At 75.1% G+C, this 23,816-nt stretch carries 24 protein-coding genes; 12 read left to right on the forward strand and 12 right to left on the reverse strand.

The genetic code is table 11. The annotated features are described in order from the left end of the window. Positions 1 to 68 precede the first annotated feature (68 nt). Positions 69 to 752 (forward strand): DUF4230 domain-containing protein, encoded by a 684-nt coding sequence (locus tag ACZ4SV_RS05845; protein ID WP_468001718.1) that lies wholly within the window; start codon positions 69 to 71, stop codon positions 750 to 752. Here ACZ4SV_RS05845 and ACZ4SV_RS05850 read toward each other — a convergent pair whose 3' ends face one another. The 6 genes from ACZ4SV_RS05850 to ACZ4SV_RS05875 all read right to left on the reverse strand — a co-directional run bounded on the left by ACZ4SV_RS05850 (position 753) and on the right by ACZ4SV_RS05875 (position 4,678). Beyond that, positions 753 to 2,516, reverse strand: a complete 1,764-nt coding sequence (locus tag ACZ4SV_RS05850) for a complex I subunit 5 family protein (protein ID WP_468001720.1) — start codon at positions 2,514 to 2,516, stop codon at positions 753 to 755. It abuts the gene before it with no gap. After that, the gene (locus ACZ4SV_RS05855) at positions 2,516 to 2,875 is read right to left on the reverse strand and encodes a sodium:proton antiporter (protein WP_468001722.1); all 360 of its coding nucleotides are present in this window, start codon (positions 2,873 to 2,875) and stop codon (positions 2,516 to 2,518) included. The genes ACZ4SV_RS05850 and ACZ4SV_RS05855 overlap by 1 nt, the downstream gene beginning before the upstream one ends. Then, positions 2,872 to 3,621: an MnhB domain-containing protein gene (locus tag ACZ4SV_RS05860; RefSeq protein WP_468001724.1), complete on the reverse strand. Its 750-nt coding sequence runs from the start codon at positions 3,619 to 3,621 to the stop codon at positions 2,872 to 2,874. Before ACZ4SV_RS05860 ends, ACZ4SV_RS05855 begins: the two co-directional genes overlap by 4 nt. Further along, a complete protein-coding gene (locus ACZ4SV_RS05865; protein ID WP_468001726.1) occupies positions 3,618 to 3,878 on the reverse strand; it encodes a Na(+)/H(+) antiporter subunit B in 261 nt (86 codons plus the stop codon). Before ACZ4SV_RS05865 ends, ACZ4SV_RS05860 begins: the two co-directional genes overlap by 4 nt. 156 nt (positions 3,879 to 4,034) lie before the next feature. Then, a complete protein-coding gene (locus ACZ4SV_RS05870; RefSeq protein ID WP_468001728.1) occupies positions 4,035 to 4,487 on the reverse strand; it encodes an MrpF/PhaF family protein in 453 nt (150 codons plus the stop codon). Further along, positions 4,484 to 4,678: a hypothetical protein gene (locus tag ACZ4SV_RS05875; protein ID WP_365883439.1), complete on the reverse strand. Its 195-nt coding sequence runs from the start codon at positions 4,676 to 4,678 to the stop codon at positions 4,484 to 4,486. The genes ACZ4SV_RS05870 and ACZ4SV_RS05875 overlap by 4 nt, the downstream gene beginning before the upstream one ends. Before the next feature lie 235 nt (positions 4,679 to 4,913). Here ACZ4SV_RS05875 and ACZ4SV_RS05880 point away from each other — a divergent pair, with 235 nt between their 5' ends. After that, positions 4,914 to 5,534, forward strand: coding sequence for a VanZ family protein (locus ACZ4SV_RS05880; protein ID WP_468001730.1), 621 nt, complete (start codon positions 4,914 to 4,916; stop codon positions 5,532 to 5,534). Positions 5,535 to 5,655: 121 nt separating this feature from the next. After that, on the forward strand, positions 5,656 to 6,888 hold the full coding sequence (locus tag ACZ4SV_RS05885) for an RICIN domain-containing protein (RefSeq protein WP_468001732.1): 1,233 nt from the start codon (positions 5,656 to 5,658) through the stop codon (positions 6,886 to 6,888). Positions 6,889 to 6,897: 9 nt separating this feature from the next. Here the strand turns inward: ACZ4SV_RS05885 and ACZ4SV_RS05890 are convergent, their stop codons facing one another. Both ACZ4SV_RS05890 and ACZ4SV_RS05895 read right to left on the reverse strand, forming a co-directional pair. Further along, positions 6,898 to 7,143: a hypothetical protein gene (locus tag ACZ4SV_RS05890; RefSeq protein WP_365878767.1), complete on the reverse strand. Its 246-nt coding sequence runs from the start codon at positions 7,141 to 7,143 to the stop codon at positions 6,898 to 6,900. 88 nt (positions 7,144 to 7,231) lie between these two features. Further along, on the reverse strand, positions 7,232 to 8,035 hold the full coding sequence (locus ACZ4SV_RS05895) for an SDR family oxidoreductase (RefSeq protein WP_468001734.1): 804 nt from the start codon (positions 8,033 to 8,035) through the stop codon (positions 7,232 to 7,234). Positions 8,036 to 8,230: 195 nt separating this feature from the next. Between ACZ4SV_RS05895 and ACZ4SV_RS05900 the strand changes: the two genes are divergently transcribed. From ACZ4SV_RS05900 to ACZ4SV_RS05915, 4 genes are all read left to right on the forward strand, one after another. Next, complete coding sequence (locus ACZ4SV_RS05900) at positions 8,231 to 9,274, forward strand: PHP domain-containing protein (protein ID WP_398214557.1); 1,044 nt, start codon at positions 8,231 to 8,233, stop codon at positions 9,272 to 9,274. 183 nt (positions 9,275 to 9,457) lie between these two features. Beyond that, entirely contained in the window at positions 9,458 to 10,114 is a 657-nt protein-coding gene (locus ACZ4SV_RS05905) for an HAD family hydrolase (protein WP_468001736.1), read from the forward strand. A gap of 413 nt (positions 10,115 to 10,527) precedes the next feature. Continuing rightward, the gene (locus ACZ4SV_RS05910; RefSeq protein ID WP_397945503.1) at positions 10,528 to 11,559 is read left to right on the forward strand and encodes an SDR family oxidoreductase; all 1,032 of its coding nucleotides are present in this window, start codon (positions 10,528 to 10,530) and stop codon (positions 11,557 to 11,559) included. 47 nt (positions 11,560 to 11,606) lie between these two features. Beyond that, the gene (locus ACZ4SV_RS05915) at positions 11,607 to 11,861 is read left to right on the forward strand and encodes a hypothetical protein (protein ID WP_468001738.1); all 255 of its coding nucleotides are present in this window, start codon (positions 11,607 to 11,609) and stop codon (positions 11,859 to 11,861) included. A 10-nt stretch (positions 11,862 to 11,871) separates the two neighbouring features. Here ACZ4SV_RS05915 and ACZ4SV_RS05920 read toward each other — a convergent pair whose 3' ends face one another. Together ACZ4SV_RS05920 and ACZ4SV_RS05925 are read right to left on the reverse strand one after the other, a co-directional pair. Further along, complete coding sequence (locus ACZ4SV_RS05920; protein WP_468001740.1) at positions 11,872 to 13,161, reverse strand: ROK family protein; 1,290 nt, start codon at positions 13,159 to 13,161, stop codon at positions 11,872 to 11,874. 199 nt (positions 13,162 to 13,360) lie between these two features. Then, a complete protein-coding gene (locus ACZ4SV_RS05925) occupies positions 13,361 to 16,540 on the reverse strand; it encodes a bifunctional cytochrome P450/NADPH--P450 reductase (protein ID WP_468001742.1) in 3,180 nt (1,059 codons plus the stop codon). Positions 16,541 to 16,800: 260 nt separating this feature from the next. On the opposite strand from ACZ4SV_RS05925, the gene ACZ4SV_RS05930 reads away from it, so the two are divergent. The 4 genes from ACZ4SV_RS05930 (at position 16,801) to ACZ4SV_RS05945 (ending at position 20,710) form a co-directional block, all read left to right on the forward strand. Next, positions 16,801 to 17,442 carry a PAS domain S-box protein gene (locus ACZ4SV_RS05930; RefSeq protein ID WP_365878751.1) on the forward strand — a complete coding sequence of 214 codons (642 nt, stop codon included), beginning with the start codon at positions 16,801 to 16,803 and terminating at the stop codon, positions 17,440 to 17,442. Between the two features lie 95 nt (positions 17,443 to 17,537). After that, entirely contained in the window at positions 17,538 to 18,032 is a 495-nt protein-coding gene (locus ACZ4SV_RS05935; protein ID WP_468001744.1) for an FBP domain-containing protein, read from the forward strand. Between the two features lie 91 nt (positions 18,033 to 18,123). Beyond that, positions 18,124 to 19,377 (forward strand): FUSC family protein, encoded by a 1,254-nt coding sequence (locus ACZ4SV_RS05940; RefSeq protein ID WP_468001746.1) that lies wholly within the window; start codon positions 18,124 to 18,126, stop codon positions 19,375 to 19,377. A gap of 115 nt (positions 19,378 to 19,492) precedes the next feature. Continuing rightward, on the forward strand, positions 19,493 to 20,710 hold the full coding sequence (locus ACZ4SV_RS05945; protein WP_397980039.1) for a lactonase family protein: 1,218 nt from the start codon (positions 19,493 to 19,495) through the stop codon (positions 20,708 to 20,710). Here ACZ4SV_RS05945 and ACZ4SV_RS05950 read toward each other — a convergent pair. Together ACZ4SV_RS05950 and ACZ4SV_RS05955 are read right to left on the reverse strand one after the other, a co-directional pair. Then, a complete protein-coding gene (locus tag ACZ4SV_RS05950; RefSeq protein WP_468001749.1) occupies positions 20,678 to 21,403 on the reverse strand; it encodes a DUF2470 domain-containing protein in 726 nt (241 codons plus the stop codon). The genes ACZ4SV_RS05945 and ACZ4SV_RS05950 overlap by 33 nt on opposite strands. A gap of 81 nt (positions 21,404 to 21,484) precedes the next feature. Next, positions 21,485 to 22,093: a TetR/AcrR family transcriptional regulator gene (locus tag ACZ4SV_RS05955; protein WP_397935034.1), complete on the reverse strand. Its 609-nt coding sequence runs from the start codon at positions 22,091 to 22,093 to the stop codon at positions 21,485 to 21,487. A gap of 132 nt (positions 22,094 to 22,225) precedes the next feature. Between ACZ4SV_RS05955 and ACZ4SV_RS05960 the strand changes: the two genes are divergently transcribed. After that, positions 22,226 to 23,767, forward strand: a complete 1,542-nt coding sequence (locus tag ACZ4SV_RS05960) for a cytochrome P450 (protein WP_468001751.1) — start codon at positions 22,226 to 22,228, stop codon at positions 23,765 to 23,767. Positions 23,768 to 23,816 lie beyond the last annotated feature (49 nt).

Here is a 23,816-nt window from a genome sequence, read left to right on the forward strand (position 1 = left end):
CGGCGCATGCGCCCGGCCTGTTCCGGCCGCCGGCGGGCATCCGGTGGGCAGGAAGGAGGACCGTCACGATGACGACTTCCCCCGCACGCCTGCCGGGCTGGGCCAAGGCCGTGGTGGCGCTGGTGGTGGTGCTCGCCGTCCTGTTCGCCGGGATACGGCTGGCCGTACTGCCGGGCGTCAAGGACCTGTTCGGCACCGAGACCCATGACCGCTCCGGACCCGCACTGCTGAAGTCGGTGCGGGACATGAGCCGTTACACCGCCGCGTCGGGCAACTTCCAGGTCGTCGTGGACCTGGAGAAGGACGCCAGGTTCCTGCCCGACGCCCTGCGCGGCACCCGCACCCTGTACGTCGGCGCGGGCACCGTGGACGCCTATGTCGACCTCGGACAGGTCGGTGAGAAGGACGTCACGGTCGACGCCGGCCGTACGTCCGCCACCCTCCGGCTGCCGCACGCGCGGCTCGGCAAACCGGCCCTGGACCCCGACCACTCCTACGCCGTCGCCAAGCAGCGCGGGCTGCTGGACCGGCTCGGCGACCTGTTCTCGGACAACCCCAACGGCGAGCAGGCCGTACAGCGGCTCGCCGTGCGGCACATCGGCGACGCGGCACGCGGCAGCGGACTGACCGCCCGCGCCGAGACCAACACCACCAGGATGCTCCAGGGCCTGCTGCGCTCGCTCGGCTTCAAGGAGGTGCACGTCTCCTACGGCGCCGGGCGCGCGGGCGGCGCTCCGGGCGGGAGCGGCTGATCAGGAGCCCAGCACGCCCGGCAGGGCCAGTGCCCCCAGCAGGGTCGCGCCCACCAGCAGCCAGGCCACGTAGTCGCCGACGTGCCCGGACTGCAGGCGCCGCAGGGGCCCGGCCCGGCCGGGAGCGGCGGCCCAGGCCGGGCGGACGACGGCGAGGCCGGCGAGCGCCACGGCCAGCAGGGCGGAGGCCACGCCCAGCAGGACGCCGTGCGCGGTCCAGCCCACGACGGCGTGGGCGCCGCCCGAACCCGCCTCGTTGACGGAGCGGGCCACCAGGCCGCCGAAGCCGGGTGCCACGCCGACGGCGAGCGCGGCGGCCAGCAGCACGGCGGGCACGGTCGTCATGGTGTCCGGGATCCGGCCGAGCAGGCCGGCGGTCTCCGGTTCCTCACCGGAGCCCTTGGTCTCGTACGCCGCGTCCCCGGGGCGCGGTCCGAGGCCCAGGAACACCCGGGCGGCGACCCGCAGGACCGCGCCCGCGGTGATCGCGGAGGCCGCCACGTACACCACGGTGAGCGGGCCGCCGGCCGCCTCCTCGCCGACCGCCTTGCCGAGCCCCGTGCCGAACGGCGGCAGACCGGCCAGGCCCAGCGCGCCCACGGCGAACATCACCCCGGTGGCGGGCAGCGACCGGCCCCGGCCGTGCAGTTCGTGCTCGTCGACGCTGCCGAAGCGGTCCAGCAGGACGCCCGCGCAGGCGAACAGCGCGGCCTTCACCCCGGCGTGCCCGAGCAGGTACAGGGCGACGCCGTCGTCCCCCTCGGGCGTGAGGACGCCCAGCCCGACGAGGAACAGGCCCGTGTGGGCGACGGTGGAGCAGGCGAGCAGCCGTTTGATGTGCCGCTGGTACCAGCACATGACGGCGCCCGTCACGGCGGTCAGCGCGCCGAGCGTCACCAGGACCCGCGTCAGGTCGGCGGCGGGCACTCCGCCGGGTCCGGCGAAGACGGTGCCGTACACCCGCCACACCCCGTACGCGCCGAGTTCCACCATGACACCGGACAGCAGCATGCACACCGGGGTGGGCGCGACGGCGTGCGCGTCCGGGAGCCAGAAGTGGAACGGCACGGCCGCCGCCTTCACCAGCAGCCCGGTGAGCACCAGCACGAAGGAGGCGAGGACCAGGGCGTCCGGTCCGCCGGGCCCGGCCGCGTCGAGGCCGCGCCCGATCTTCGCCATGGCCAGTTCGCCGGTGCGGGCGTACAGCAGGGCGATGCCCATCAGCAGGGCGTAGGCGCCGAGGGAGTTGACGACCCCGAAGGCCAGGGCGCCCTGGACGGCCTTCGCCTCGTCGATGCGGTAGCCGGTCAGGGCGTACGCCACCACGCTCATCAGCTCGAAGAACACGAACGCGTTGAACAGGTCGCCGGCGAGGGCGAAGCCGCACATGGCGCCCTGGAAGACCAGCATCAGCGCGGTGAACGAGCCGGTGTGGCCGCCGCGCGGCTCGGCGAAGTACCGCCAGGAGTAGGCGAGGGCCGCCAGGGTCAGCAGCGAGGCCAGGGCCGCCATGCCGAGCGCCGGGCCGTCCCCGACGACGAGGATGCCGACGCTCTCCCCGCCGACGGGCAGCCAGCCGCCCACCCACTCGGTCATCGGCGGCGCCGAGTCCAGCAGCAGGACGACGGCGAGGGCGGCCGTGCCGCCGCAGACCGCGAAGCCGGTGATCTCGACGGCCGCTCTGGGCAGGAACCGGCCCGCGGCCACCAGCAGGGCGGCGCCGAGCAGCGGGACCGCGACGAGCAGCGGGAGCAGATGACTCATCAGCCGCGCAGCTCCCGCAGTTCGTCGGGGTCGACCGTGCCGTGCCGTTTGGCGATCTGCAGGACGAGGGCCAGCAGCAGCGCGGTGACGGTGGCGCCGACGACGATGTCGGTGAGGGTGAGGGCCTGCACCACCGGGTCGACCACCGGGCGGGAGCCGGGCCGCAGGTCGGAGAAGACGGGCGCGGTGGCGCCGGCGCGGTAGCCGACCGCGAGCAGCAGGACGTAGGTGGCGGACTGGCACACCGCGAGGCAGCCGACGGCGTGGATCAGGTTCCGGCTGGTGGCGAGGCCGTAGCAGCCGGTCAGGAAGAGGTGGACGGCGACCAGGTACGGCAGGACGTGCGGCACGGTGTTCATCTCCCGCGCGCCTCCTCGGTGTCGCCCTCGATCTCGACGGCCTGGTCCAGGAAGTGGGCGAGCAGGACGACGACCGCGCTCGCCACCTCGGCGCCGACGGCCGCGTTCAGCAGCGGAACGGTGCCACCGGAGGACAGCGTGTTGAAAGTGCCGTACGGCAGCAGCGTGTTGGCCAGGAACGCGGTGCCGGCCGCGACCGCGGCGAGGCCCAGGACGAGGTAAGCGCAGACGGCGAGCGCGTCGGAGGTCTGGTAGACGGCGAGCGGGCGGACGCGTTCCAGCGCGCCGTAGTCGGCGCCGAGGTAGAGCAGGTGCAGGGCGGTCGCGGCGACGATCCCGCCCTGGAAGCCGCCGCCGGGGCTGAGCTGGCCGTGGGCGACGACGTAGAGGCCGGTCAGCAGGGCGACGGGCAGCACGAGCAGGGCGTAGCGGCGCACCGGGCGGGCCACCTCGGCGGGTTCGGGCGGGGCCCGGTGCTCGTCGCGGGCCTGGCGCAGCAGCACCACGCAGCCGAGGACGGCGGCGAACAGGATGCTCATCTCGCCGAGGGTGTCGTAGGCGCGCTGGTCGAAGTTGACGGAGGCGATGGTGTTGGCGGTGTGCCGGGCGAGGGCGGCGCGCACGGCCCGGTCGCCGTACGGGTGCCGTCGGCCGCCGAAGTCCGGCAGGCCGAGGCAGGCGGCGACGAGCAGGGCGGCGAGGCCGGCCCCGCCGACGGCCAGCAGCCACGGCCGCAGCCGGTTCACTCGGTCTCCTGCTCCGGCCGGCCCCGGCGTCTGACCTTGCGCACCGAGAGCATGACCTGCAGCGGGGTGAGGGCAGAACCGACGGCGAGCTGGGACAGGGCCACGTCGGGTGCCTGGAGCACGGTGAACAGCGCGGCCAGCGCCACTCCGAGGAAGGACAGCACCAGCGCCTGGCGGGCGGGGTCGCGCTGGGCCACGGCCGCGGTGCCGGAGGCGGCCACCAGCAGCAGGGCGACGACGATCACCACGTCGGACACACGGCACCCACCCTCGCCACCCCACCGGCCACGCGACACCCGAGGCCGGTCCCGTACCGGGTCCCGGCCCCGACTCGGGTCCCGGTCACCGCCTGAACTCGGGGCACCGCCCCAGTCCCGGTCTCGGCCCCGGCGCCCGTCCCCTTCAGCGTTCCGTCAGCCACCCCGTACCTCCCGGAAGCCGCCGGCCGGTGCCCGGGCGGCGATCACGTTGCCGCCGATCAGCAGCGCGCCGGTCACCAGGAGTTTGACCATGGCCCGGCCCGGTCCGCCGGCCACGCACAGCGCGGTCACCACCGCCGCGGCGAGCCCCGCCGCCGCCCAGGTCAGCCCCCGGGCGCCCGGCCGGTCCCCGGGCCGGCCGACGGCGAGCAGCCGGGCGAAGACCAGCGTGCCGACCGGGCCGAGCAGGGCGAGCAGCAGAGCCAGGTCGACGTAGGACGGGCGGCCGTAGCCCCGGGCGAGGAGCAGCAGGGCCGGGCAGACGACGGAGGTGGTCAGGTTCTGGGCGATCACCCGGCGGGCCGGCGGTCCGGTGGCCACGCCCCACAGCGCGGCGGCCCCTCCCCCGCCCAGCACGGCGGTCGCCGCCAGGATCCAGCCGTTCACCGCCAGGTCACCGCCCGCCGGCCGGCCCGGGCCAGCACCGCGCCCACGGCGGCGCAGCCCGCGCCGACGATCCGTTCCAGGGTGTCGACCGTGCTGATCAGCACCAGCCACAGCAGGGCCAGCGCCACCCACCAGACCAGGAGTTCACCGGCGGCGAGCAGGACCGCGCGAGGGGCCGTACGACGGAGCACGCGGCGCCTCCTCGGTCCGTTGTGCGGTGGTACGCGGTCCTGTGTCCGGTGGACCGCTGGGGGCATCCAAGCACCGCGGGCGCCCGGCGGACGCGGCGGCACGCGGGTCCGCGCGCCCGGTGCCCCGCAGGCGTGAACGACGCAGCCGGCGGCGGCCGTCCGGCGGGTGGCATCTCGCGGCGCCGGGCGGGTAAGCGGGCTTCCACACCGGTAAGTCGCCGCCTGGGAGGACCGCATGGCCCGTACCGTCCCGCGCCTGCCCGAGGTCCTGCGCGCCGCCCGGATACGGCGGCCGGACCGCACGGGCGCCGCCCGCAAGCCGGAAGCGGACGCGGACGCCGGCCCGGCGCCCTACCCGGAGACGGAGGCCCCGGCCCGGCCCCCGCGGCACGCGCTGCCGCTTCCGGTACGGCTGCTGGCGATGCTGGCCGCGTTCGCGGTCATGGTGGTGTTCGCCGTCGTCCTGGCCCGGCTGACGCTCCAGCCGTCGCCCGCGTCGGTGTCCCTGACGCACAGCAACGTGCACCCGGGCCGCTCGCTGCGGGCCTATCTGGAGCAGGCGCCGGCCCGGGAGGCGATCCGGCAGATCGGCGGGAACGTGCTGCTCGGCGTGCCGTTCGGCGTGCTGGTGCCGGTGCTGGCGCCGCGCGCCCGGGGAGTGCTGCGGGTGCTGGCGCTGACCGCCCTGGTGATGCTGATGGTGGAGCTGGTGCAGGGTGCGCTGGTGACCGGGCGGGCCTTCGACGTCGACGACGTCATCCTCAACACGACCGGGGCGCTGCTGGGCTGGCTGCTGCTGGGGCGGCGGCTCGGCCACGGGGTGCACCGGCGCGTGCGGGAGCCGTCGGCCGGCTGATCCGGCGCAACCAGCGCAACCAGCGCAACAGGTCTGTACCAGAGTATTGACGGAGCCCTTATCTCACTCCTTAAATCAAGAGGCATCACGCATCCGTGTCCCCCCACGAGAACGGAGAGCCATGGCCTCCCCACGCCTGCTCCGCAGATGTCTCCTCGCCGCCCTGTCGGCCGCGCTGATCGGCTCGGCCGCCGTCGGACCGGCGCACGCGGAGTCCGCCGCACCGGCGGCCGCGGCCGTCACCACCTTCTCCGACACCTTCGACGGGCCCGCGGGCGCCGCGGTGGACGGCTCGAAGTGGACCCTGGAGACCGGCGACAACGTCAACAACCACGAGCGGCAGTACTACACGTCGGGGACGAAGAACGCGGCCCTGGACGGCCAGGGCCATCTGGTGATCACGGCCCGGAAGGAGAACCCGGCCGGTTACCAGTGCTGGTACGGCAGTTGCCAGTACACCTCGGCCCGGCTGAACACCGCCGGGAAGTTCAACGCCCAGTACGGCCATGTCGAGGCCCGGATGAAGATCCCGCGCGGGCAGGGCATGTGGCCGGCGTTCTGGATGCTCGGCACCCCGGTCAACTGGCCGGACTCGGGTGAGATCGACGTGATGGAGAACGTCGGCTTCGAACCCTCGACCGTGCACGGCACCATCCACGGCCCCGGCTACTCCGGCTCGGGCGGCATCGGCGCGCCGTACTCGCTGCCGAACGGGCAGTCCTTCGCGGACGCCTTCCACACCTTCGCCGTCGACTGGGCGCCCGACTCGATCACCTGGTCGGTGGACGGCACCGTCTACCAGCGCCGCACCCCCGCCGACCTGGGCGGCAAGACCTGGGTGTTCAACAAGCCGTTCTTCCTCATCCTGAACCTCGCGGTCGGCGGCTACTGGCCCGGCGACCCCGACGGCTCCACCCAGTTCCCGCAGACGCTGCTGGTGGACTCGGTGTCGGTGACGACGAGCGACAGCGCCGCCGGAGTGCCGGTCCGGGGCCTGGCGGGCAAGTGCGCGGACGTGGCCGGCGCGAACCCGGCGAACGGCACCGCGGTCCAGCTCTACGACTGCAACGGCACGGGCGCCCAGTCCTGGACGGCCGGCTCGGACGGCACCCTCCGGGCGCTCGGCAAGTGCCTGGACGTGAAGGACAACGGCACGGCCGACGGCTCCGCCGTCCAGCTATGGGACTGCACCGGCGGCCCCAACCAGAAGTGGACCGTCACCGGTGCGCACGACATCGTCAACCCGCAGGCCGACAAGTGCCTCGACGTCGCCGGGAACACCTCGGCGAACGGGGCGCGGCTGCAGATCTGGACCTGCACCGGCGGCGCCAACCAGAAGTGGACGGTCGGCTGAGGGGTCCGCTCAGCGCACCTTCCAGGTGTACTTGTCCCCGCCGACGAAGCGGACCACGTCCGGGTCGTCCAGGTCATGGATGGTGACGCCGTAGGAGGCGGCCGTCTCCAGCACGTCCGTGACGGTCCGGGCCTCGCCGACCACCTGACCGTCGATCTCCATGATCCGGAAGGGCGGATCACCGTGCCGGCCCGGGCACACACCATGGACCAGGACCCGCGGCCGGCAGATGTGGGGAGCTGCTTGTTCGGTCATGCAATAGAGCCTAGAACGCGACGCGGGCCGACGGGTCGTCCACCGGGTCCCTGCCGCCCCTGAGCACCGCGGCCCGCACGGCCCCGGCTCAGGGGCGGCGCCAGTCGTCGCTGGTCAGATGGGATCCGGCCTGTGGGCCCATGCGCAGCATGCCGCCGTCGACGCTCCAGGAGGCGCCGGTGACGTACGAGGCGTCCGGACTCGCCAGGAACGCGATCACCGCGGCGACCTCGCGGGCGTCGCCGGGCCGGCCGAGCGGTACGCCGGGGCGGCGCTCGGTGTGCACGTCGGTGTCCTCCTGGCCGGTCATCGGGGTGGCGATCTCGCCCGGCGCCACCGCGTTCACCGTGATGCCGTGCTCGGCCAGCTCCAGGGCCATCACCTGGGTGAGCAGCCCGAGGCCGCCCTTGGCCGCGCAGTACGGGGCGGCGCCGACCCGGGGCTGGTGCTCGTGCACGGAGGTGACGTTGACGATCCGGCCGCCGTCGCCCTGCCGGATCATGTGGCGCGCGGCCCGCTGGCCGAGCAGGAACGGGCCGACGAGGTCGACGTCCAGGACCGGGCGCACATCCTCCAGGGTGAGGTCGAGGTACGGGGTCATCGTGCCCGTACCGGCGTTGTTGACCAGGACGTCGATCCGGCCCAGCTCGGCGCAGAGGGTGTCCACCACGTCGGCGGCCTCGGGCAGCCGGGTCAGGTCCAGCCGGGCCACGGCGGCGCGGCGGCCGTGCGCGCGGACCTCCTCGGCGGTCTCCTCGGCGCCCTTCTCGTCGGAGTGCCAGGTGATGCCGACGTCCAGGCCCGCCTCGGCCAGACGTACGGCGGTGGCACGGCCGATGCCGGAGTCCGCGCCGGTGATCAGTGCCGTTCGCTGCGCGGCCGGTGTGGGCATGGCTCGCCTCCTCGGGTAGGTGATCGCAAGGACGGGCCTTCGCAGTACCCGGGGGCGCGGGCGGCAAACGGCCGCGCCGACCGGGCGCGGGGGGCGGTCCGGGGGCACGGGGTGGTGCGGGCCGCCGGGCCATGCGTCGGCCGTCCGCGTGGTTCCCCGCGCCGCTCCGGGGCGTCCGGTGTGAACCTGGAGTGCATGGACCCCGTCGCCGCCCTGGACCGGATCGCCTTCCTGCTGGAGCGGGCACTCGCGCCCGCCTACCGGGTACGGGCCTTCCGCACCGCCTCCCGGACGCTGGCCGCGCTGCCCGCCGAGGAGGTGGCCGCGCGGGCGGCGGCCGGGACGCTGGAGTCGCTGAAGGGGGTCGGGCCGAAGACCGCGCAGGTGGCGCGGGAGGCGCTGGCCGGTGAGATGCCCGGTTACCTGCGCCGGCTGGAGGAGGAGGCCGGGGCGGCGGCCGGCGCCGAGGGTCCCGGGTCCGGGCTGCGGGCGCTGATCCGGGGCGACTGCCACACGCACTCGGACTGGTCCGACGGCGGCAGCCCGATCGAGGAGATGGGGCGGACGGCGGCCGGACTGGGGCATGAGTGGACCGTGCTCACCGACCACTCCCCGCGGCTCACCGTGGCCCGCGGGCTGTCGCCGGAGCGGCTGCGGGAGCAGCTCGCGGTGGTGGCGGACCTGAACGCGCGGTGGGCGCCGTTCCGGCTGCTCACCGGGATCGAGTGCGACATCCTGGAGGACGGCTCGCTGGACCAGGAACCGGAGTTGCTGGAGCGGCTGGACGTGGTCGTGGTGTCGGTGCACTCCAAGCTGCGGATGGACGCCCGGTCCATGACCCGCCGCATGGTGGCCGCCGTGCGCAACCCGCACGCCGACGTCCTCGGGCACTGCACCGGGCGCCTGGTGACGGGCCGCGGGCGGCCGGAGTCGCAGTTCGACGCGGACGAGGTGTTCGCGGCGTGCGCCGAGTCGGGCACGGCCGTGGAGATCAACAGCCGGCCGGAGCGGCTGGACCCGCCGCGGCGGCTGCTGCGCCGGGCGGTCGCGGCGGGCGTGCTGTTCGCCGTCGACACCGACGCGCACGCGCCCGGCCAGCTGGACTGGCAGCTCCTCGGCTGCGCCCGGGCCGAGGAGTGCGGGGTGCCCGCCGAACGGGTGGTGACCACCTGGCCGGCCGGGGAACTGCTGGACTGGACGCGGGAGGGCCGGGTCCCGGCGCGCGCGGCGGGTTCCTGAACCCGAAGTCGTGGTACCCGGACCCGTACGAGAGATCCGGACGACAGACGCCCGGACCAGATACGACCGGACGACAGACGCCCGGACGACAGACGCCGGACGCGAGGCACCAGGCGGGAGACCGGGCGGCAGCCGGGAAGGCGCCGTGGTCGCCGTACGGGAGCCGGGAAAGGGATACTCCGCATGGAACGAGCCGCCGTCTTCGACGTCGACGGAACCCTGGTCGACACCAACCATCTGCACGTCGTCACCTGGTGGGAGGCCTTCCGCCAGGCCGGGCACGACGTGCCCATGCACGCCGTGCACCGGGCCGTCGGGCTGGGCTCCACGGACCTGATCGCCCATCTGCTGGGCGACGACCGCGACCCGGACCAGGACGACGAGCTGAGCGCCGCGCACAAGGCGCTGTACGGCCAGTACTTCGACCGGCTCCCCGCCCTGCCCGGCGCCGGTGACCTGCTGCGCCGGCTGCACGGGGACGGCTGGACGGTGGTCCTCGCGACCTCGGCGAGCGGTGCCGAGCTGGGCGCGCTGCGCCGGGCGCTCGACGCGGACGAGGCCATCACGGACACCGCGAGCGCCGACGACGTACAGCAGGGCAAACCGGCGCCCGAGCCGGTGGAGCACGCCCTGGAGCTGGCCGGGGTGCCCGCCTCGCGGGCGGTGTTCGTCGGGGACACCGTGTGGGACATGCGGGCCGGCAGCAAGGCCGGGGTGCGCTGTCTGGGGGTGCTGTGCGGCGGGATCCCGCGCGCGGACCTGGAGGAGGCCGGGGCGGAGGCGGTGTACGCCGATCCGGCCGATCTGCTGGCGCGGCTGGCCGGGAGCCCGCTGGCGTGAGCCGGGGGTGACGCAGGTCACGGAAGGGGCCGGAGCACCCCGAAGTGGTTGCCCGTTGAACAAGACGTGGGTACGGAGGGGACAGTGTCCCCGGGCCTCATCTCTCGCCCACAGGGACGATCGTTCGGCTGAAGCCCTGTGGAGCCTTTCGCCGCGAGGCGACCGCCCTCCGCGCCCGCCACCCGACCGCCCCGGCCGTGATTCCCCCGTCACGGCCGGGGCTTCTCCATGCCCCGGCCCCGCGTGACCGACACCGCCGCGAGCCTCCCGCTCCCCGGGTACGGGCCTGTCACGGGCCTCCCGCTCCTCGGGTACGGCCCCGCCGCGAGCCTGGCGTACCGCGTGTGCGGGTCGTCCGCCCGGGTACCCGGCGGCTCGTCACAGCCTCCGTGAGCAGGCGAGAGGAGCCGAAGGTGAGCAGCTCAGCGGGCAGCAGGGTGGTCGTCACGGGCGCCACCGGCAACGTCGGGACCAGTGTGGTGCGGCTGCTCTCGGAGGACCCCGGGGTCGCGTCGGTGCACGGACTGGCCCGGCGGACGCCCGCGTGGGCGCCGCCGAAGACCGAGTGGTCCGCCGTCGACCTGCGGTCGGACCGGGAGGACCTCGCCGAGCGGTTCGCGGGCGCCGACGCCGTGATCCACCTGGCCTGGGCGTTCCAGCCGACGCACGACCCGGTGCAGACCTGGCGGACCAACGTGCTCGGGAGCATCCGGGTGTTCGAGGCGGTCGCCGCCGCCCGGGTGCCGGTGCTGGTGCACGCCTCCTCCGTCGGCGCGTACTCGCCGGGGCCGAAGGACCGCGCGGTGGACGAGAGCTGGCCGACACACGGCTGGCCGGACGCCGCGTACTGCCGCGAGAAGGCCTATCTGGAGCGCACCCTGGACGTGTTCGAGCGCGACCATCCCGAGGTGCGGGTGGTCCGGATGCGGCCGGCGTTCCTGTTCAAGTGGCAGTCGGCGAGCGAGCAGCGGCGGATCTTCGGCGGGCGGTTCCTGCCCGGACCGCTGGCCCGGCCCGAGCTGCTGCCGGTCCTGCCGGACATCCCGGGCCTGCGGGTGCAGGCGCTGCACACCGACGACGCGGCCGAGGCCTACCGGCTCGCGGTGCACTCGGACACCGCCCGGGGCCCCTACAACCTGGCCGCCGACCCGCCGCTGGACGCCACCGTGCTCGCCGGGCTGCTCGGCTCCCGGGCGGTCCGGCTGCCGCGTACGGCGGCCCGCTCGGCGATCGCCGCGGCCTGGGGGCTGCGGCTGCTGCCGGCCTCGCCGCACCTGTTCGACGCCGTGCTGCGGCTGCCGCTGATGGACTCCGCGCGGGCGCGCGCCGAGCTGGGCTGGCAGCCCCGGCGTACGGCGACGGAGGTGATCCAGGAGTTCCTGGAGGGCCTGCGGCAGGGCGGCGGGATGGAGACCGAACCGCTGCGGGGCCGGAAGGCGGGCTGAACGGGTCCCGTACACCACCCCCTACACCACGAGGAGCGGAGAACACGATGACTGTGCAGGAGTCCGGATCCGGGGAGCAGGAGCGGCCGGTGCCCCGGGACATGCCCGACCAGCAGGCCGGCCCCGACGAGGACCCGTGGGACCTCTCCCCCGGGCGCCCGGCCGGCGAGAAGCCGGACAAGGAGACGACACCCGGCCCGGACGAGGACGCCGCGCCCGGCCCGGACGGGTCCGGCACCGACGCCCAGGACGCGCCCCGCACCGACACGGAGGCCCCGGGACCGGACGAGCCGTCGGCCTAGGGCCTGCCGCTCATCGCGGTGTGCGTTCGCGGAGGGCGGCGCGCCAGGCGGGCAGGCGGTCTTCGGCGGCCGGTTCCGGGCGCCGGCCGCCGCTGGCGAAGAACTCGGCCAGCGGCAGGATCGCGGCGCCGACGGTGACCGCGTCCGGGCCGAGCCGGCCGAGGTCGATGCTCACCTTGTCGGCCGGGTACCGCAGCGCGTAGGTCGCCGCGTGCCGGCGGACGGCGGGCAGGAAGCGGGTTCCGAGCTGGAGTCCGGCCCAGCCGCCGATGAGGATGCGCTCGGGCTGGAAGAGGTTGATCAGGTCGGACAGGCCGGCGCCGAGGTATTCGGCGGTCTCCTCCAGGACGGCCAGCGCGACCGGGTCGGGCGCGGTGCCCTCGGGCGGGTAGGCGGCGGCGAGCATCGCGGTGAGCGCGGTCTCCTCGTCGGTGTCCCCGGGCGGCCGGCCGCCCTCCTCGCGCCAGCGGGCGAGCAGCGACTCGGCGCCGGCGTACGCCTCCAGGCAGCCCGGCGCACCGCAGCGGCAGCGCCGCCCGCGCACCCGCACGGTCAGATGGCCCCACTCCACGGCCCGGCCGTGCTCCACCTCGGGCGTGACCAGGCAGGCGCCGACACCGGAGCCGAAGAGCACGACCACCGCGTTGCGGGCGCCGCGCCCGGCGCCGAACCACATCTCCGCCTGGCCGAGGGTCTTGGCGCCGTTGTCGATGAGGTACGGCACCTCGTCGGGCAGCGGCGAGGCGGAGCGCAGCAGCCGCTCCAGCGGGACCGCGTCCCAGCCGATGGTCTGGCCGTGGACGACGGCGCCCCGGTCCGGGCTGTGCTCGACGATGCCGGGGACGCCGACGCCGACGCCGAGCAGCCGGCCGGGCTCGGCCTCCGCGGCGGTGAGGACCTCGGCGATGCCCTCGCGGATGTGACCGGTGATGACGTCGACGTCGTAGCCCTGCGGGGACAACGGGCGTTCGACGCGGGCCAGTTCCGTCAGGGCCAGGTCGAACAGCTCGACGCGGACCCGGGTCTCGCCGACGTCGACGCCGATCATCTGTCCGCTGTGCGGAGCGACGCGCAGCAGGGTGCGGGGCCGGCCGCCGTCGGAGTCGACGCTGCCGGCCTCCTCGACCAGGCCGTCGGCGATCAGGTCCGCGACCACGTTGCTGACCGAGCCGGAGCTGAGTCCGGTGGCCGGGCCCAGTTCGAAGCGGCTGAGCGGGCCGTCGAAGTAGAGCCGCTGGAGCACCGCCGTGCGGTTGCCCCGTCTCAGGTCGCGTACCGTGCGCCCGTTGCGCGCCGCCATGTGGCTCCCTTCACGAACCCTGCCCGACCTGCAACATACCCCTTCGGGTACCGGGGCGCGACATTTCCCCACACCTTAGTTCACGCTATGAGCAAAGAGGGGGAGGAGGCGGGCACCCGGCCGGGCGGCCGGGTGCCCGCCGACGGCACCGCCGCGCCCCGCTGCGCCGGGTCGCCCACGGTGCCCCCTCCCGCGCGGCTCAGCCGGCCGCGTACACGTCCTCCACGTACCGCCCGTCCGCCATCAGCGTGTTCAGCCAGCGCTCGGCCGCCGCCCCGTCGGCTCCGGGGGTGTGTTCCCGGTACAGCGTACGGAACGCGTCGCGGACGCCGGGTGCCATCCGGGCGCCGTCGCCGCAGACGTACACCCGTGCGCCGGCCGCGAGCAGCTCCCACACCTCGCCGGCCTCGGCGGCGATGCGGTGCTGGACGAAGGAGGCGCCGTTCTCGGGTGCGGCGCTGAAGGCCGGGCGCAGGCGGACGGCGCCGGCCCGTTCGGCGGCCCGCAGCTCGTCGGCGTGCAGATAGTCGGCGTCGGGTGCGTCGCAGCCGAAGTACAGCAGGGCGGGCGGGAGTTGCGCGCCCGCGCGGCGGGCGGCCAGGCGGTCGGCGACGGCGCCCCGGAACGGCGCGAGGCCGGTGCCCGCGGCGACCATCACGACCGGTGCCGAGCCGTCGATCCGGAAGGCCTCGCGGCAGGGCTGGACGCGGGCGTACACGGTGTCGCCGGGCCGCAGGGAGGCCAGGTGGCCCGATCCGGTGCCCCGGTAGCGGCCCTTGCCGGACCGCGCCGGGGCGTCGAGCACGGAGACCATCAGGTCGGCGTGGCGGGCGTCGGCCGCCGGCGCGGAGGAGATGGAGTAGTGGCGCGGGCGCAGCGGGGTCAGCAGGTCGAGCAGGGCCGGCCAGTCCAGGGCGCCGCGCAGCGCGGGGTGGTCCTCGGCCAGCTCCAGCAGGGTGCGCGGGTCGTCGTCGGGCAGGGCGGCGAGGGCGGCGCGCTCGGGCGGGCAGGGGTTGGCCGCGGCGAGGAGGGTCCGCTGCCGGGCCGTGGGCCGTTCCTGCAGCTCCACGTGGTGGGTCAGCAGCTCACGGACCGTCAGCGGGCGGTCGACGGCGAGGCCCTCGCGGCGCGGGCGGGTGGCCCGGATGTCCAGGACGGCACCGGCGTCGAGGCCGAACGCGGCGATGGCGCGGTCCACCAGGCCGGGGGCGTTGGCGGGCAGCACGCTCAGGTGGTCGGCGGTGCGGTAGGTGACGCCGTCGGGCAGGGCGATCCGCAGGAACCGCTTGGTCCGCGGGTGGCCGGGCGCGGTGAGGTCGCGGGCCTCGGTGACGGTCATCGGGACCAGGCCGTGCCGTTCGGCGAGGGCGTCCAGCGGGCCGCCGGTGACGGTGCGCACGGTGTAGGCGTGGGCGGGCTCCTGCGGCGCGTCCGTCCCGGCGTCCGGGTCGCCGTACTCCTGGAGCAGCGCGGTGCGCAGCCGGGCGGTGAACTCCGCCACGGTGCCGGCGAGGTCGCCGGAGGCGTCGGCGGCGGCGCGCGCGATGAGCCGGGTGGCGCCGAGTTCGGCGAGGCGGGCGTCGACGCGGGTGGGGACCTGCTGGTAGGTGGCGGCCCAGTTGCGGTCGCCGACGCCGAGGACGGCGTAGGTCACGCCGGTCAGGTCGGGCGTGCCGTCGAGCCAGGCGGCGAAGGCGGTGGCGTCGTCGGTGGGGCGGCCGTTGTAGGAGGCGGCGGTGATGACGACGGGCCGGTCCGCGGGCAGGCCGTCCGCGTAGGCGTCCAGGGCGGCGACCTCGGTGGCGCAGCCCACGGCGGCGGCCTCGTCGGCGAGCCGGGCGGCGAAGTCCCGGCAGGTGCCGTAGTTGCTGCCGTGCAGGAACAGGGCGCGGGTGCCGGGGCGGACCCGGGCCGGAAGGGTGTCCGGGGCCGGGGTGCCGGCGGCCGGCGCGGGGGCGGTGCCGGGCAGGGGCGCGTGCACGCGGTCGGCGGCGGTGCGCGGGGTGAGCGTGAGGGTGAAGCCCTCGGGCTTGAGGGTGAGGGTCTCCTTCACCGTGAGGCGGTAGCCGGCGTGGTCGTGCAGCCGGTAGCGGTGGACCAGCAGGGCGAGCAGCATGGTCGCCTCGTGCAGGGCGAACTGCCGCCCGATACAGGCGCGTTCACCGGTGCCGAACGGTTTGAAGGCGTGTACCGGGCGGGCCGCCTCGGCCTCGGGGGTGAACCGCTCGGGGTCGAACAGCTCCGGGTTGTCGCCCCAGACGGGCTCGCGGTGCAGCATCGGGGTGAGCACGGTGACGGCCTGGCCGGCGCGCAGCGGGATCCGGCCGCCGAGCAGGGTGTCCTCGCGGGCGTGCCGGCTGAACGCGGCGGCGGTCGGCCACAGCCGCAGCGCCTCGTTGAGGACCTGCCGGGTGTAGGTGAGCCGGCCGATGTCCTCGTACGCCGGCTCGGGGTCCGGGGTGTCGCCCCACAGCGCGTCGGCCTCGCGCTGGACGAGCCGCAGGACGGCGGGGTGCTTGGCGAGGTAGTACAGCGCGAAGGACATCGCGCCGGAGGTGGTCTCGTGGCCGGCGATCAGGAAGGTGATGACCTGGTTGCGGATGTTGGCCGGGTCCAGGGTGGTGCCGTCGGCCGGGTGCGGGGCGCTGAGCATCAGGCCGAGCAGGTCCGCGGCGCCGCTCTGGTCGGTGCCGGTGCGGGCGGCGATGACGTCGTCCACGACCCGGGCGAGGTAGCCGGCGTCCCGCCGGAAGGCGGCGTCGGCCGCCGAGTGGTCCTGGTCCGGGGTCCGGGCCAGGCGGTTCATGCTCCACTCCAGGCAGCGGACCATCGACTCCACGAAGGGATGCGGCTCGGCGCGTGCGAAGGAGCCGAAGTCGTAGCCGAACCCGGCCAGTCCGATCGTGTCGAGGGTCATGCGGGTCATGTCGTCGGGCACGTCGACGGGCCGGCCGTCCCGGGCCGCCCGGTCCCAGGAGTCGAGGAGCCGCCGGGCCACCTCCAGCATCACCGGGTGGTAGGTGCGCATCGAGCCGAGCGCGAAGGCGGGCATCAGGATGTCGTGCGCCCGGGCCCAGTTGGGCTCGTCGTTGTACGCGGTGAACAGTCCGTCGGCGGCGAACTCGCGCACGTTCTCCAGGGCGGGGCCGATGTGCTTGGCGAACCGGTCCTCGTCGGCCAGGTCGGCGACCAGGTCCGCGTCGGCGACGAACATCGCGTCCCGGCCGTGCAGCCGGCGCACCAGCACCGGGCCGTGGGCGCGCATCAGCTCCATGGCCTGCTGGATGGGGGTGCGGCCGGGTCCGGTGGCGGTGATGTCGACGACGGGGACGCCGGGCAGGGCCGCGGCGGAGGAGGAGTGCAGTGTGGTGGGGGGCATGGCGCGACGACTGCCTTTCGCGTAGCGGACTGCTGTGTTCCAGGGTGGTCGACGGGCGGCCGGTGCCCGCGCCACGGCACTACACGTTCGTGCAGTGGAAACCGGGCCGCCGGACTTGCGCGGCCGGGCGGTCCGTCGGCCGGCCGCCCGGACACGGCCGCGGCGCCGGGCGCCGGCCGCTTGGTTCCCGCCCGCCGAGTTGCCGCTGACCTGCCTCTTCCTCTTGGATGGGCGTGCGGCCGGCGGACCGGGAGGGTGTGATGGAGACGGGACGGGCCGACGCGGTGGTGTGGCGCAACCGGGCCCTGCTCGTGTTCGACCGCGTGTCGGTCCCGGTGGCGGTGTGCGACGTGTACGGCCAGGTGGTGCTGGCGAACCCGGCGATGGCCGCCGAGTGCGGCACGAGCCCGGGCCGGCTGCGCGGCCGGCAGGTGCTGGAGCTGTTCCGGCCGCAGGAGTCCACCCAGGTGGAGCGGATCGCCGAGGCGCTGCGGCTGCGGCACCGCTCGCGCTACCAGGTCTCCGTGTGCTGGCGGGCGCCGGACGGCACCGAGCGGTACGGAGAGCTGACCGCGGACCCGGTGAGCGACAGCGCCGAGGACACCCCGGCGCTGCTGGTGATGCTGCGGGTGCTGGGCGAGCGCACCGCGCCCGCGCCGGAGCCGGTGCGGGCCACCGAGGCGGAACGGCAGGTGCTGGCGCTGCTGGCCGGCGGCGCCACCACCGCGCGGGCCGCCCGGGAGCTGGGCCTGAGCCGGGACGGCGTCACCTATCACCTGCGCCGGCTGTCGGCGCGCTGGGGCGCGGCCAACCGCACCGAACTGGTGGCCCGCGCCTATGCCTTGGGCGTCCTGCTGCCCGGGGTCTGGCCGCCGCGGGCGAGCCCAGCCGAGGACGAGTAGGAAATTCGCTGGCCTCTCCTTCACAGGGCTACATACGATAGTCGCCTGCCTAGGGCTCCTAGGCTGTGTCGTCGTCACCGGAAGGACTCCCCCCCATGCGAGCGCTTACCGAGCAGGACATCCGCGCGTCGTTCGTCAACTGCTCCAAGGGCGAGGCCAAACGGCTGACCGTGCCGCGCGATCTGGAGGAGCGTCCCTGGAACGATCTGGACTTCCTCGGCTGGCGCGATCCCGGGGCCCCCGACCGCAGCTATCTGGTCACCGAACAGGACGGCCGGCCCGCCGGTGTCGCCCTGCGTTTCCCGCCCGCGCAGCGCGGCTTCCTGCACCGCAGCATGTGCTCGCTGTGCCTGACCACGCACCCCGGCGGCGGAGTGTCCCTGATGACCGCGCGCAAGGCGGGCACGGCGGGCCGGGAGGGCAACTCGGTCGGGCTGTACATGTGCACGGACCTGGCCTGCTCGCTGTACGTGCGCGGCAGGAAGACCCCCGTCGCCGGCGCGCGGTTCGCGGAGAGCCTGACCCTGGAGGAGCAGATCGCCCGCACCCGGGACAACCTCTCCGCGTTCGTCGCCAAGCTGTACGTCTGACCCCCGGGCGCCGTCCCCGGTCGCCCCATGGCCGGAAACAGTCCGCGAACGGTCACGTTCGACCTGGCCGCCTAACGGGAACAGGCCAAGGATGCTCGACGTACGAAAGTGGATCTCTGGACTGCTGCGTCTGCTGGGGCGCCGCCGGGAACCGGTGGTCGTCCAGACGCTGCGGTCCGCCGCGGCGGCGACGGTCGCCTACGTCATCGCGCTCCGGCTGAGCCCGGAGCCGGCCCCGCTCACCGCGCCGCTGACCGCGCTGCTGGTCGTTCAGGTGACCTTCTACGCCACGCTCACCAACGGCATCCGCCGGGTGAACTCGGTGGTCGCCGGCGTGTTGGTGGCCATCGCCTTCAGCGTGCTGGTGGGGCTGACCTGGTGGAGCCTGGCGCTGCTCATCGTCGCCGCGCTGGGCGTGGGCCACCTGGTGCGGGTGGACGAGTACGTGGCCGAGGTGGCGATCAGCGCCATGCTGGTGCTCGGCGTCACCACGGTGGGGTTCACCGCCTGGGCGCGGATCGTGGAGACGCTGATCGGCGCGGTCGTCGGCACCGCCTGCAACCTGCTGCTGCCTCCGCCCGTCTGGGTGGACAAGGCGGGCGCGTCCATCGAGGACCTGGCCCGGCGGGTGCGCCAGCTGATGCTGCGGATGGGCGAGGAGGCCGCGGGGCGCATCCCCTGGCAGCGGGCGGCCGAGCGGCTGCACGAGGCACGCCGGCTCGACCACGACATCGTGCGGGTGGACGCGGCGCTGCGGCAGGCCGAGGACAGTCTGCGGCTCAACCCGCGCGTCAAGGAGGGCCTGCTGCACCGGGTGGTGCTGCGCACCGGTCTGGACACGCTGGAGATCTGCACGGTGGTGCTGCGGGTGCTGGCCCGCACGTTCACGGACCTGGCGAAGGCCCGCGGCTCGAAGGAGCTGTTCCCGGCCCAGGTCGGCGGGACCGTGGAGCAGTTGCTGTCGGAGATCGCCGACGCGGTGGTCAGCTTCGCGGTGCTGGTGACCACGGACCTGAGCGAGAACGCCGAGTCGGCGGAGGCCCGGCTGACGGCCGAGCTGCACACCGCGGCCGGCACCCGGGACCGGCTGGCCGAGCTGCTCCGGGAGGAGATCGGCAAGGACTGGGAGAACTGGCAGTTGCTCGGCGCGGTGGTGACCGAGACGACCAGGATCATCGACGAGCTGGACACCGAGCACCGCACCCGGCGCCTGCTGGAGGAACTGGACCGGGTCTCCCGCGAGCAGCGGGCCAAGCTGCCCCGGATGGCCTGGCTGCGCGACCGGCTCGGCATCCAGGAGGAGCTGTGGCGCAACCGCGCCGGCTTCGGCAGCCGCTCCCGGTGACCCGCCCGCCGTGCCGTTGCACAGCGCGCAACCGCTGTTGCCGGTCTTGCCTCCGGCGGCGGGCCCGCGCCAAGGTGTCTGTCACGAGCGGGGCGACCGACGACTGAGGTGCGGCATGGACACGCAGGCACGGACACCCGGGCAGCGCCCGGAGCAGGGCGGCGGCTGGACCAGGCGCCGGTTCGCCGGGGCGGTGGCCGGCGCGGCGGCGGTCGTCGCGGTCCCGGCCCCGGCGGCCCCGCCGGCGGCCACCCCGGCCGCGCGGGTCGCGCCCGGGCCCGCCGCGCCGCGCCAGGAGCCCCCGGGGCCGCGCCCGCTGTACGTGGGCACCTACACCTCGGCCGCGGGCGGCGGCACCGGCGTCACGGTGGCGTCGTACGACCCGGAGTCGGGCCGGATCACCCGCACCGGCACGCTCACCGGCGTGCCCGACCCGTCGTATCTCGCGGTGCACCCGGACGGGCGCACGCTGTACGCGGTGGCCGAGCGGCAGGACGGCGGGGTGACGGCCGTACGCCTCGCGGACCGGCGCGTGCTCGGCACCCGCACCACCGGCGGCGCGGGCCCCTGCCATCTGTCGGTGCACCCCGGCGGCCGCTGGCTGCTGAGCGCGGACTACGGCTCGGGCAGTGTCACCGTGCACCCGATCGACGCCTCGGGCGCCCTCGGCGAGCGCACCGCCCGGGTCGTGCACACCTCGCCGCCGCCCGGTCCCGGGCAGCAGGGTCCGCACGCCCACCAGATCGTCACCAGCCCGGACGGCCGCTACGTCCTCGCCGTGGACCTCGGCACCGACACCGTCTACACCTACCGGCTGGACACGGCGCGGGGCACGCTCACGGAGGTGGCCCGGGCGCGCACCCGGCCGGGCGCGGGGCCGCGCCATCTGACCTTCCACCCGGGCGGCCGGTACGCCTACCTGGCCAACGAACTGGACGACACCGTGACCGTCTGCGCCTACGACCCGTCCTCGGGCCGGCTGAGCGTGGGCGAGCCGCAGCCGACCGGGTCGGAGGGCGGCACCAACTATCCGGCGCAGATCCTGGTGACGGCGGACGGCCGGTACGCGTTCCTCGCCAACCGGGGCCACAACAGCCTGGCGCGGTACGCCGTCGAGTCCGGCGGGGCCCGGCTGCGACTGCTCGGCACGGTGCCGACGGGCGGGGACTTCCCGCGGCAGATCGCGTGCGCACCGGACGGCCGGCTGCTGTTCGCGGCGAACCAGCGCTCCGGCACGGTCACCGTCTTCCATGTCGACGCGGACGGCGGCGGGCTCACTCCGGCCGGCGAGCCGTTCGCGTCACCGGTCGCCGTCTGCGCGCTGCCGCTGTAGCGCGCGGGGGCAGGAGGCGGCGACGGCCTGCGCGAGCAGGGCGTGGACGCGCTCGGTGAGCTGGGTGACGTCGTCGGCGGGCGCGTGGAAGGGCAGCCGTACGTCGCCGTGGGCGCGGGTGCGTTCGATGCGCAGGGTCAGTCCGTGCCGGTCGACGGCGAGCGGGGCCACCCGGGTCACGGCGTGCAGGCTCTCGGGCCGCACCAGGCGGGTCAGCCGCTCGACGGCGTCGGGGTGGGCGTCGGCGAGGTGGGTGAGCAGCCGGGCCTCGGCGGCGGCGAGCGGGTCGGGCCGGGCGGCGGCGAACTCCTCCAGGCCCACGACCACCGGTCCGGACGCCTGCCGGAGCACCACCCGGGCGGGGTGGAAGAGCAGCGCGTCCCCGGCCGGGGTGAGCGTGCCGGAGAGCCACAGCCGGGCGCGGATCCGGTCGCGCACCGGTACGGGTGCCACGTCGGCGAACTCCAGCAGGGCGGCCGGCTCCTGACGCGGGGCGCACAGGGACGCGGCGGACAGACCGCTGTCCTCGGGCACCGCCAGGCACACCCGGCCGTCCTCGGTGACGGTGTGCGCGCCGGCGTACTCCTCGCGCACACCGTCCGCCGTCACCGCGCACGACCACGCGGTGGCCAGCACCGAGCGGGCCCGTTCCGCCGCGCCGGGGGCGGCCGTCCAGTCCTGTGTGTCACCCATCCCGAGACCTCCTTAGGTAAGCCTTGCCTAACCTATCGGAGTCCGGGGCGCGCGCCAACCACGCCCCGCCGGCGCACCGGGTCACGCAAGGATGCCCAGGAGCGCGCGGGCGCACAGGTCGCGCACCTGCTCGCGGCTCGACTCGCCCGCGCCGCGCAGCCATTCCAGACAGACGGCCGTGGTGAAGGCGAGCCAGCCGCGCACCGCCAGACGCACCTCGGGAGCGGTCTCGGCGGCCGGCCCGAACTCGGGGTCGGCGGCGAGCGCGGCCAGGATCTGCCGCTCCTGCGCGGCCAGGGCGCACTGGTAGACCCGGCGCACCGCCTGGTCGCCGGCCGCGTCGGCGCGGTGGAAGGCGCGGAAGCCATGGGCGTGGGCCTGGACGTAGCCGAGGTAGGCGTCGAGCCCGGCGGTCAGCTGCTCGCGCACCGGCACCCCGGGCACGGCCGCCGTCATGCGCAGCATCCGCTCGCTCTCGCGCTCCACGACCGCGGCGAAGAAGTCCCGCTTGGTCGGGAAGTAGTGGTACAGCAGCCCGCGCGAGACACCGGCGATCTCGGCGACCCGCTCGATCCGGACATCGTCGTAGGGACTGTCCGAGAACAGCTTCGCGCCGACCGTCAGCAACTGCTCGCGCCGCTCCCCCGTGCTGAGCCGGCGGCGGGTGCGCTCCCGATGATTCGCGGGCATGCCGTCACTGTACTTGACGCCGGTTCAACAGCCGGACGACACTGGAACGCGTTATTGAACCCACGTACAACACACCGCGCGGCACCCGCGCACACCGCCTCAACGAACCGCTGGACCAAGGGAGATCGCGTCATGGCGGGGAGGACGCAGACCATGGAGAACGGGCTGCCGAAGGGTTTCCGGAGCGCCGAGCGGGGCTGGCCCGAGCTGCACCGCATACCGCACCCGCCGCGCCGGGTGCCGCTGCTCGGCGATGTGCTCGGCGCCGACGGGCGCCGACCGCTCCAGGACACCATGCGCCACGCCCGCCGGCTGGGCCCGGTCTTCCGGCGGCGGGCCTTCGGCAAGGAGTTCGTCTTCGTGTGGGGGGCGCGGCTGGTCGCCGACCTCGCCGACGAGTCACGGTTCGCCAAGCACGTCGGGCTGGGCGTCGCCAACCTGCGGCCGGTGGCCGGGGACGGCCTGTTCACCGCCTACAACCACGAGCCCAACTGGCAGCTCGCGCACGACGTCCTGGCGCCCGGGTTCAGCCGCGAGGCCATGGAGGGCTACCACGGGATGATGCTGGCCGTCGCCGGCCGGCTCACCGACCGCTGGGACCGCCTGCTCGCGGCCGGACACACGGTCGACGTGCCCGGCGACATGACCCGGCTGACCCTGGAGACCATCGCCCGCACCGGTTTCGGGCACGACTTCGGCTCCTTCGAACGGGACCGCCCGCACCCCTTCGTCACGGCCATGGTCGGCACGCTCGGCTACGCCCAGCGGCTCAACAGCGTGCCCGCGCCGCTGGCCCCGCTGCTGCTGCGCTCCGCCACCCGGCGCAACGCGGCCGACATGGCCTTCCTCAACCACACGGTCGACGAGCTGGTGGCCGCCCGGCGCCGGTCCGGCGGCGGCGAGGGCGACCTGCTGGACCGCATGCTGGCCACCGCGCACCCGGTGACCGGGGAGAAGCTGTCCGCGGAGAACGTCCGCAAGCAGGTCATCACGTTCCTGGTGGCCGGCCACGAGACCACCTCGGGCGCGCTCTCCTTCGCGCTGTACTACCTCGCCCGGCACCCGGAGATCGCCGCCCGGGCCCGCGCCGAGGTGGACCGCGTCTGGGGAGCGACCGCACAGCCGCGCTACGACCAGATAGCCAGGCTGCGCTATGTCCGCCGGGTGCTGGACGAGTCGCTGCGGCTGTGGCCGACCGCGCCCGCCTTCGCCCGCGAGGCCCGCCACGACACGGTCCTCGCCGGCGAGCACCCGATGCGCCGGGGCGCCTGGGCCCTGGTGCTGACGCCGATGCTGCACCGCGACCCGGAGGCGTGGGGCGAGGACACCGGGCGGTTCGACCCGGACCGCTTCACCGCTGCGGCCGTACGGGCCCGGCCGCCGCACGTCTTCAAGCCCTTCGGCACCGGCGCGCGGGCCTGCATCGGCCGCCAGTTCGCGCTGCACGAGGCGGCGCTGGTCCTCGGTCTCCTGCTGCGCCGCTACGACCTGCACGCCGACCCCGGCTACCGGCTGGCCGTCACCGAACGGCTGACCCTGATGCCGGAGGGCCTGCGGCTGCGCCTGGAGCGCCGGCAGCGCCCCGCGGAGCCGCACGGCGGCACCGACGCGCCGCGCGCCCGGCCGGACCTGCGGGACCTGTCCTCCGGAGCGGACCGGGCTCGCGGAGCCTGATCGGAACAAGAGGGCCCAGCGCTCCGCCGCCCAGTGCGCCGGACGGTCC

This window comes from Streptomyces sp. NPDC027672 (genome assembly GCF_055566335.1).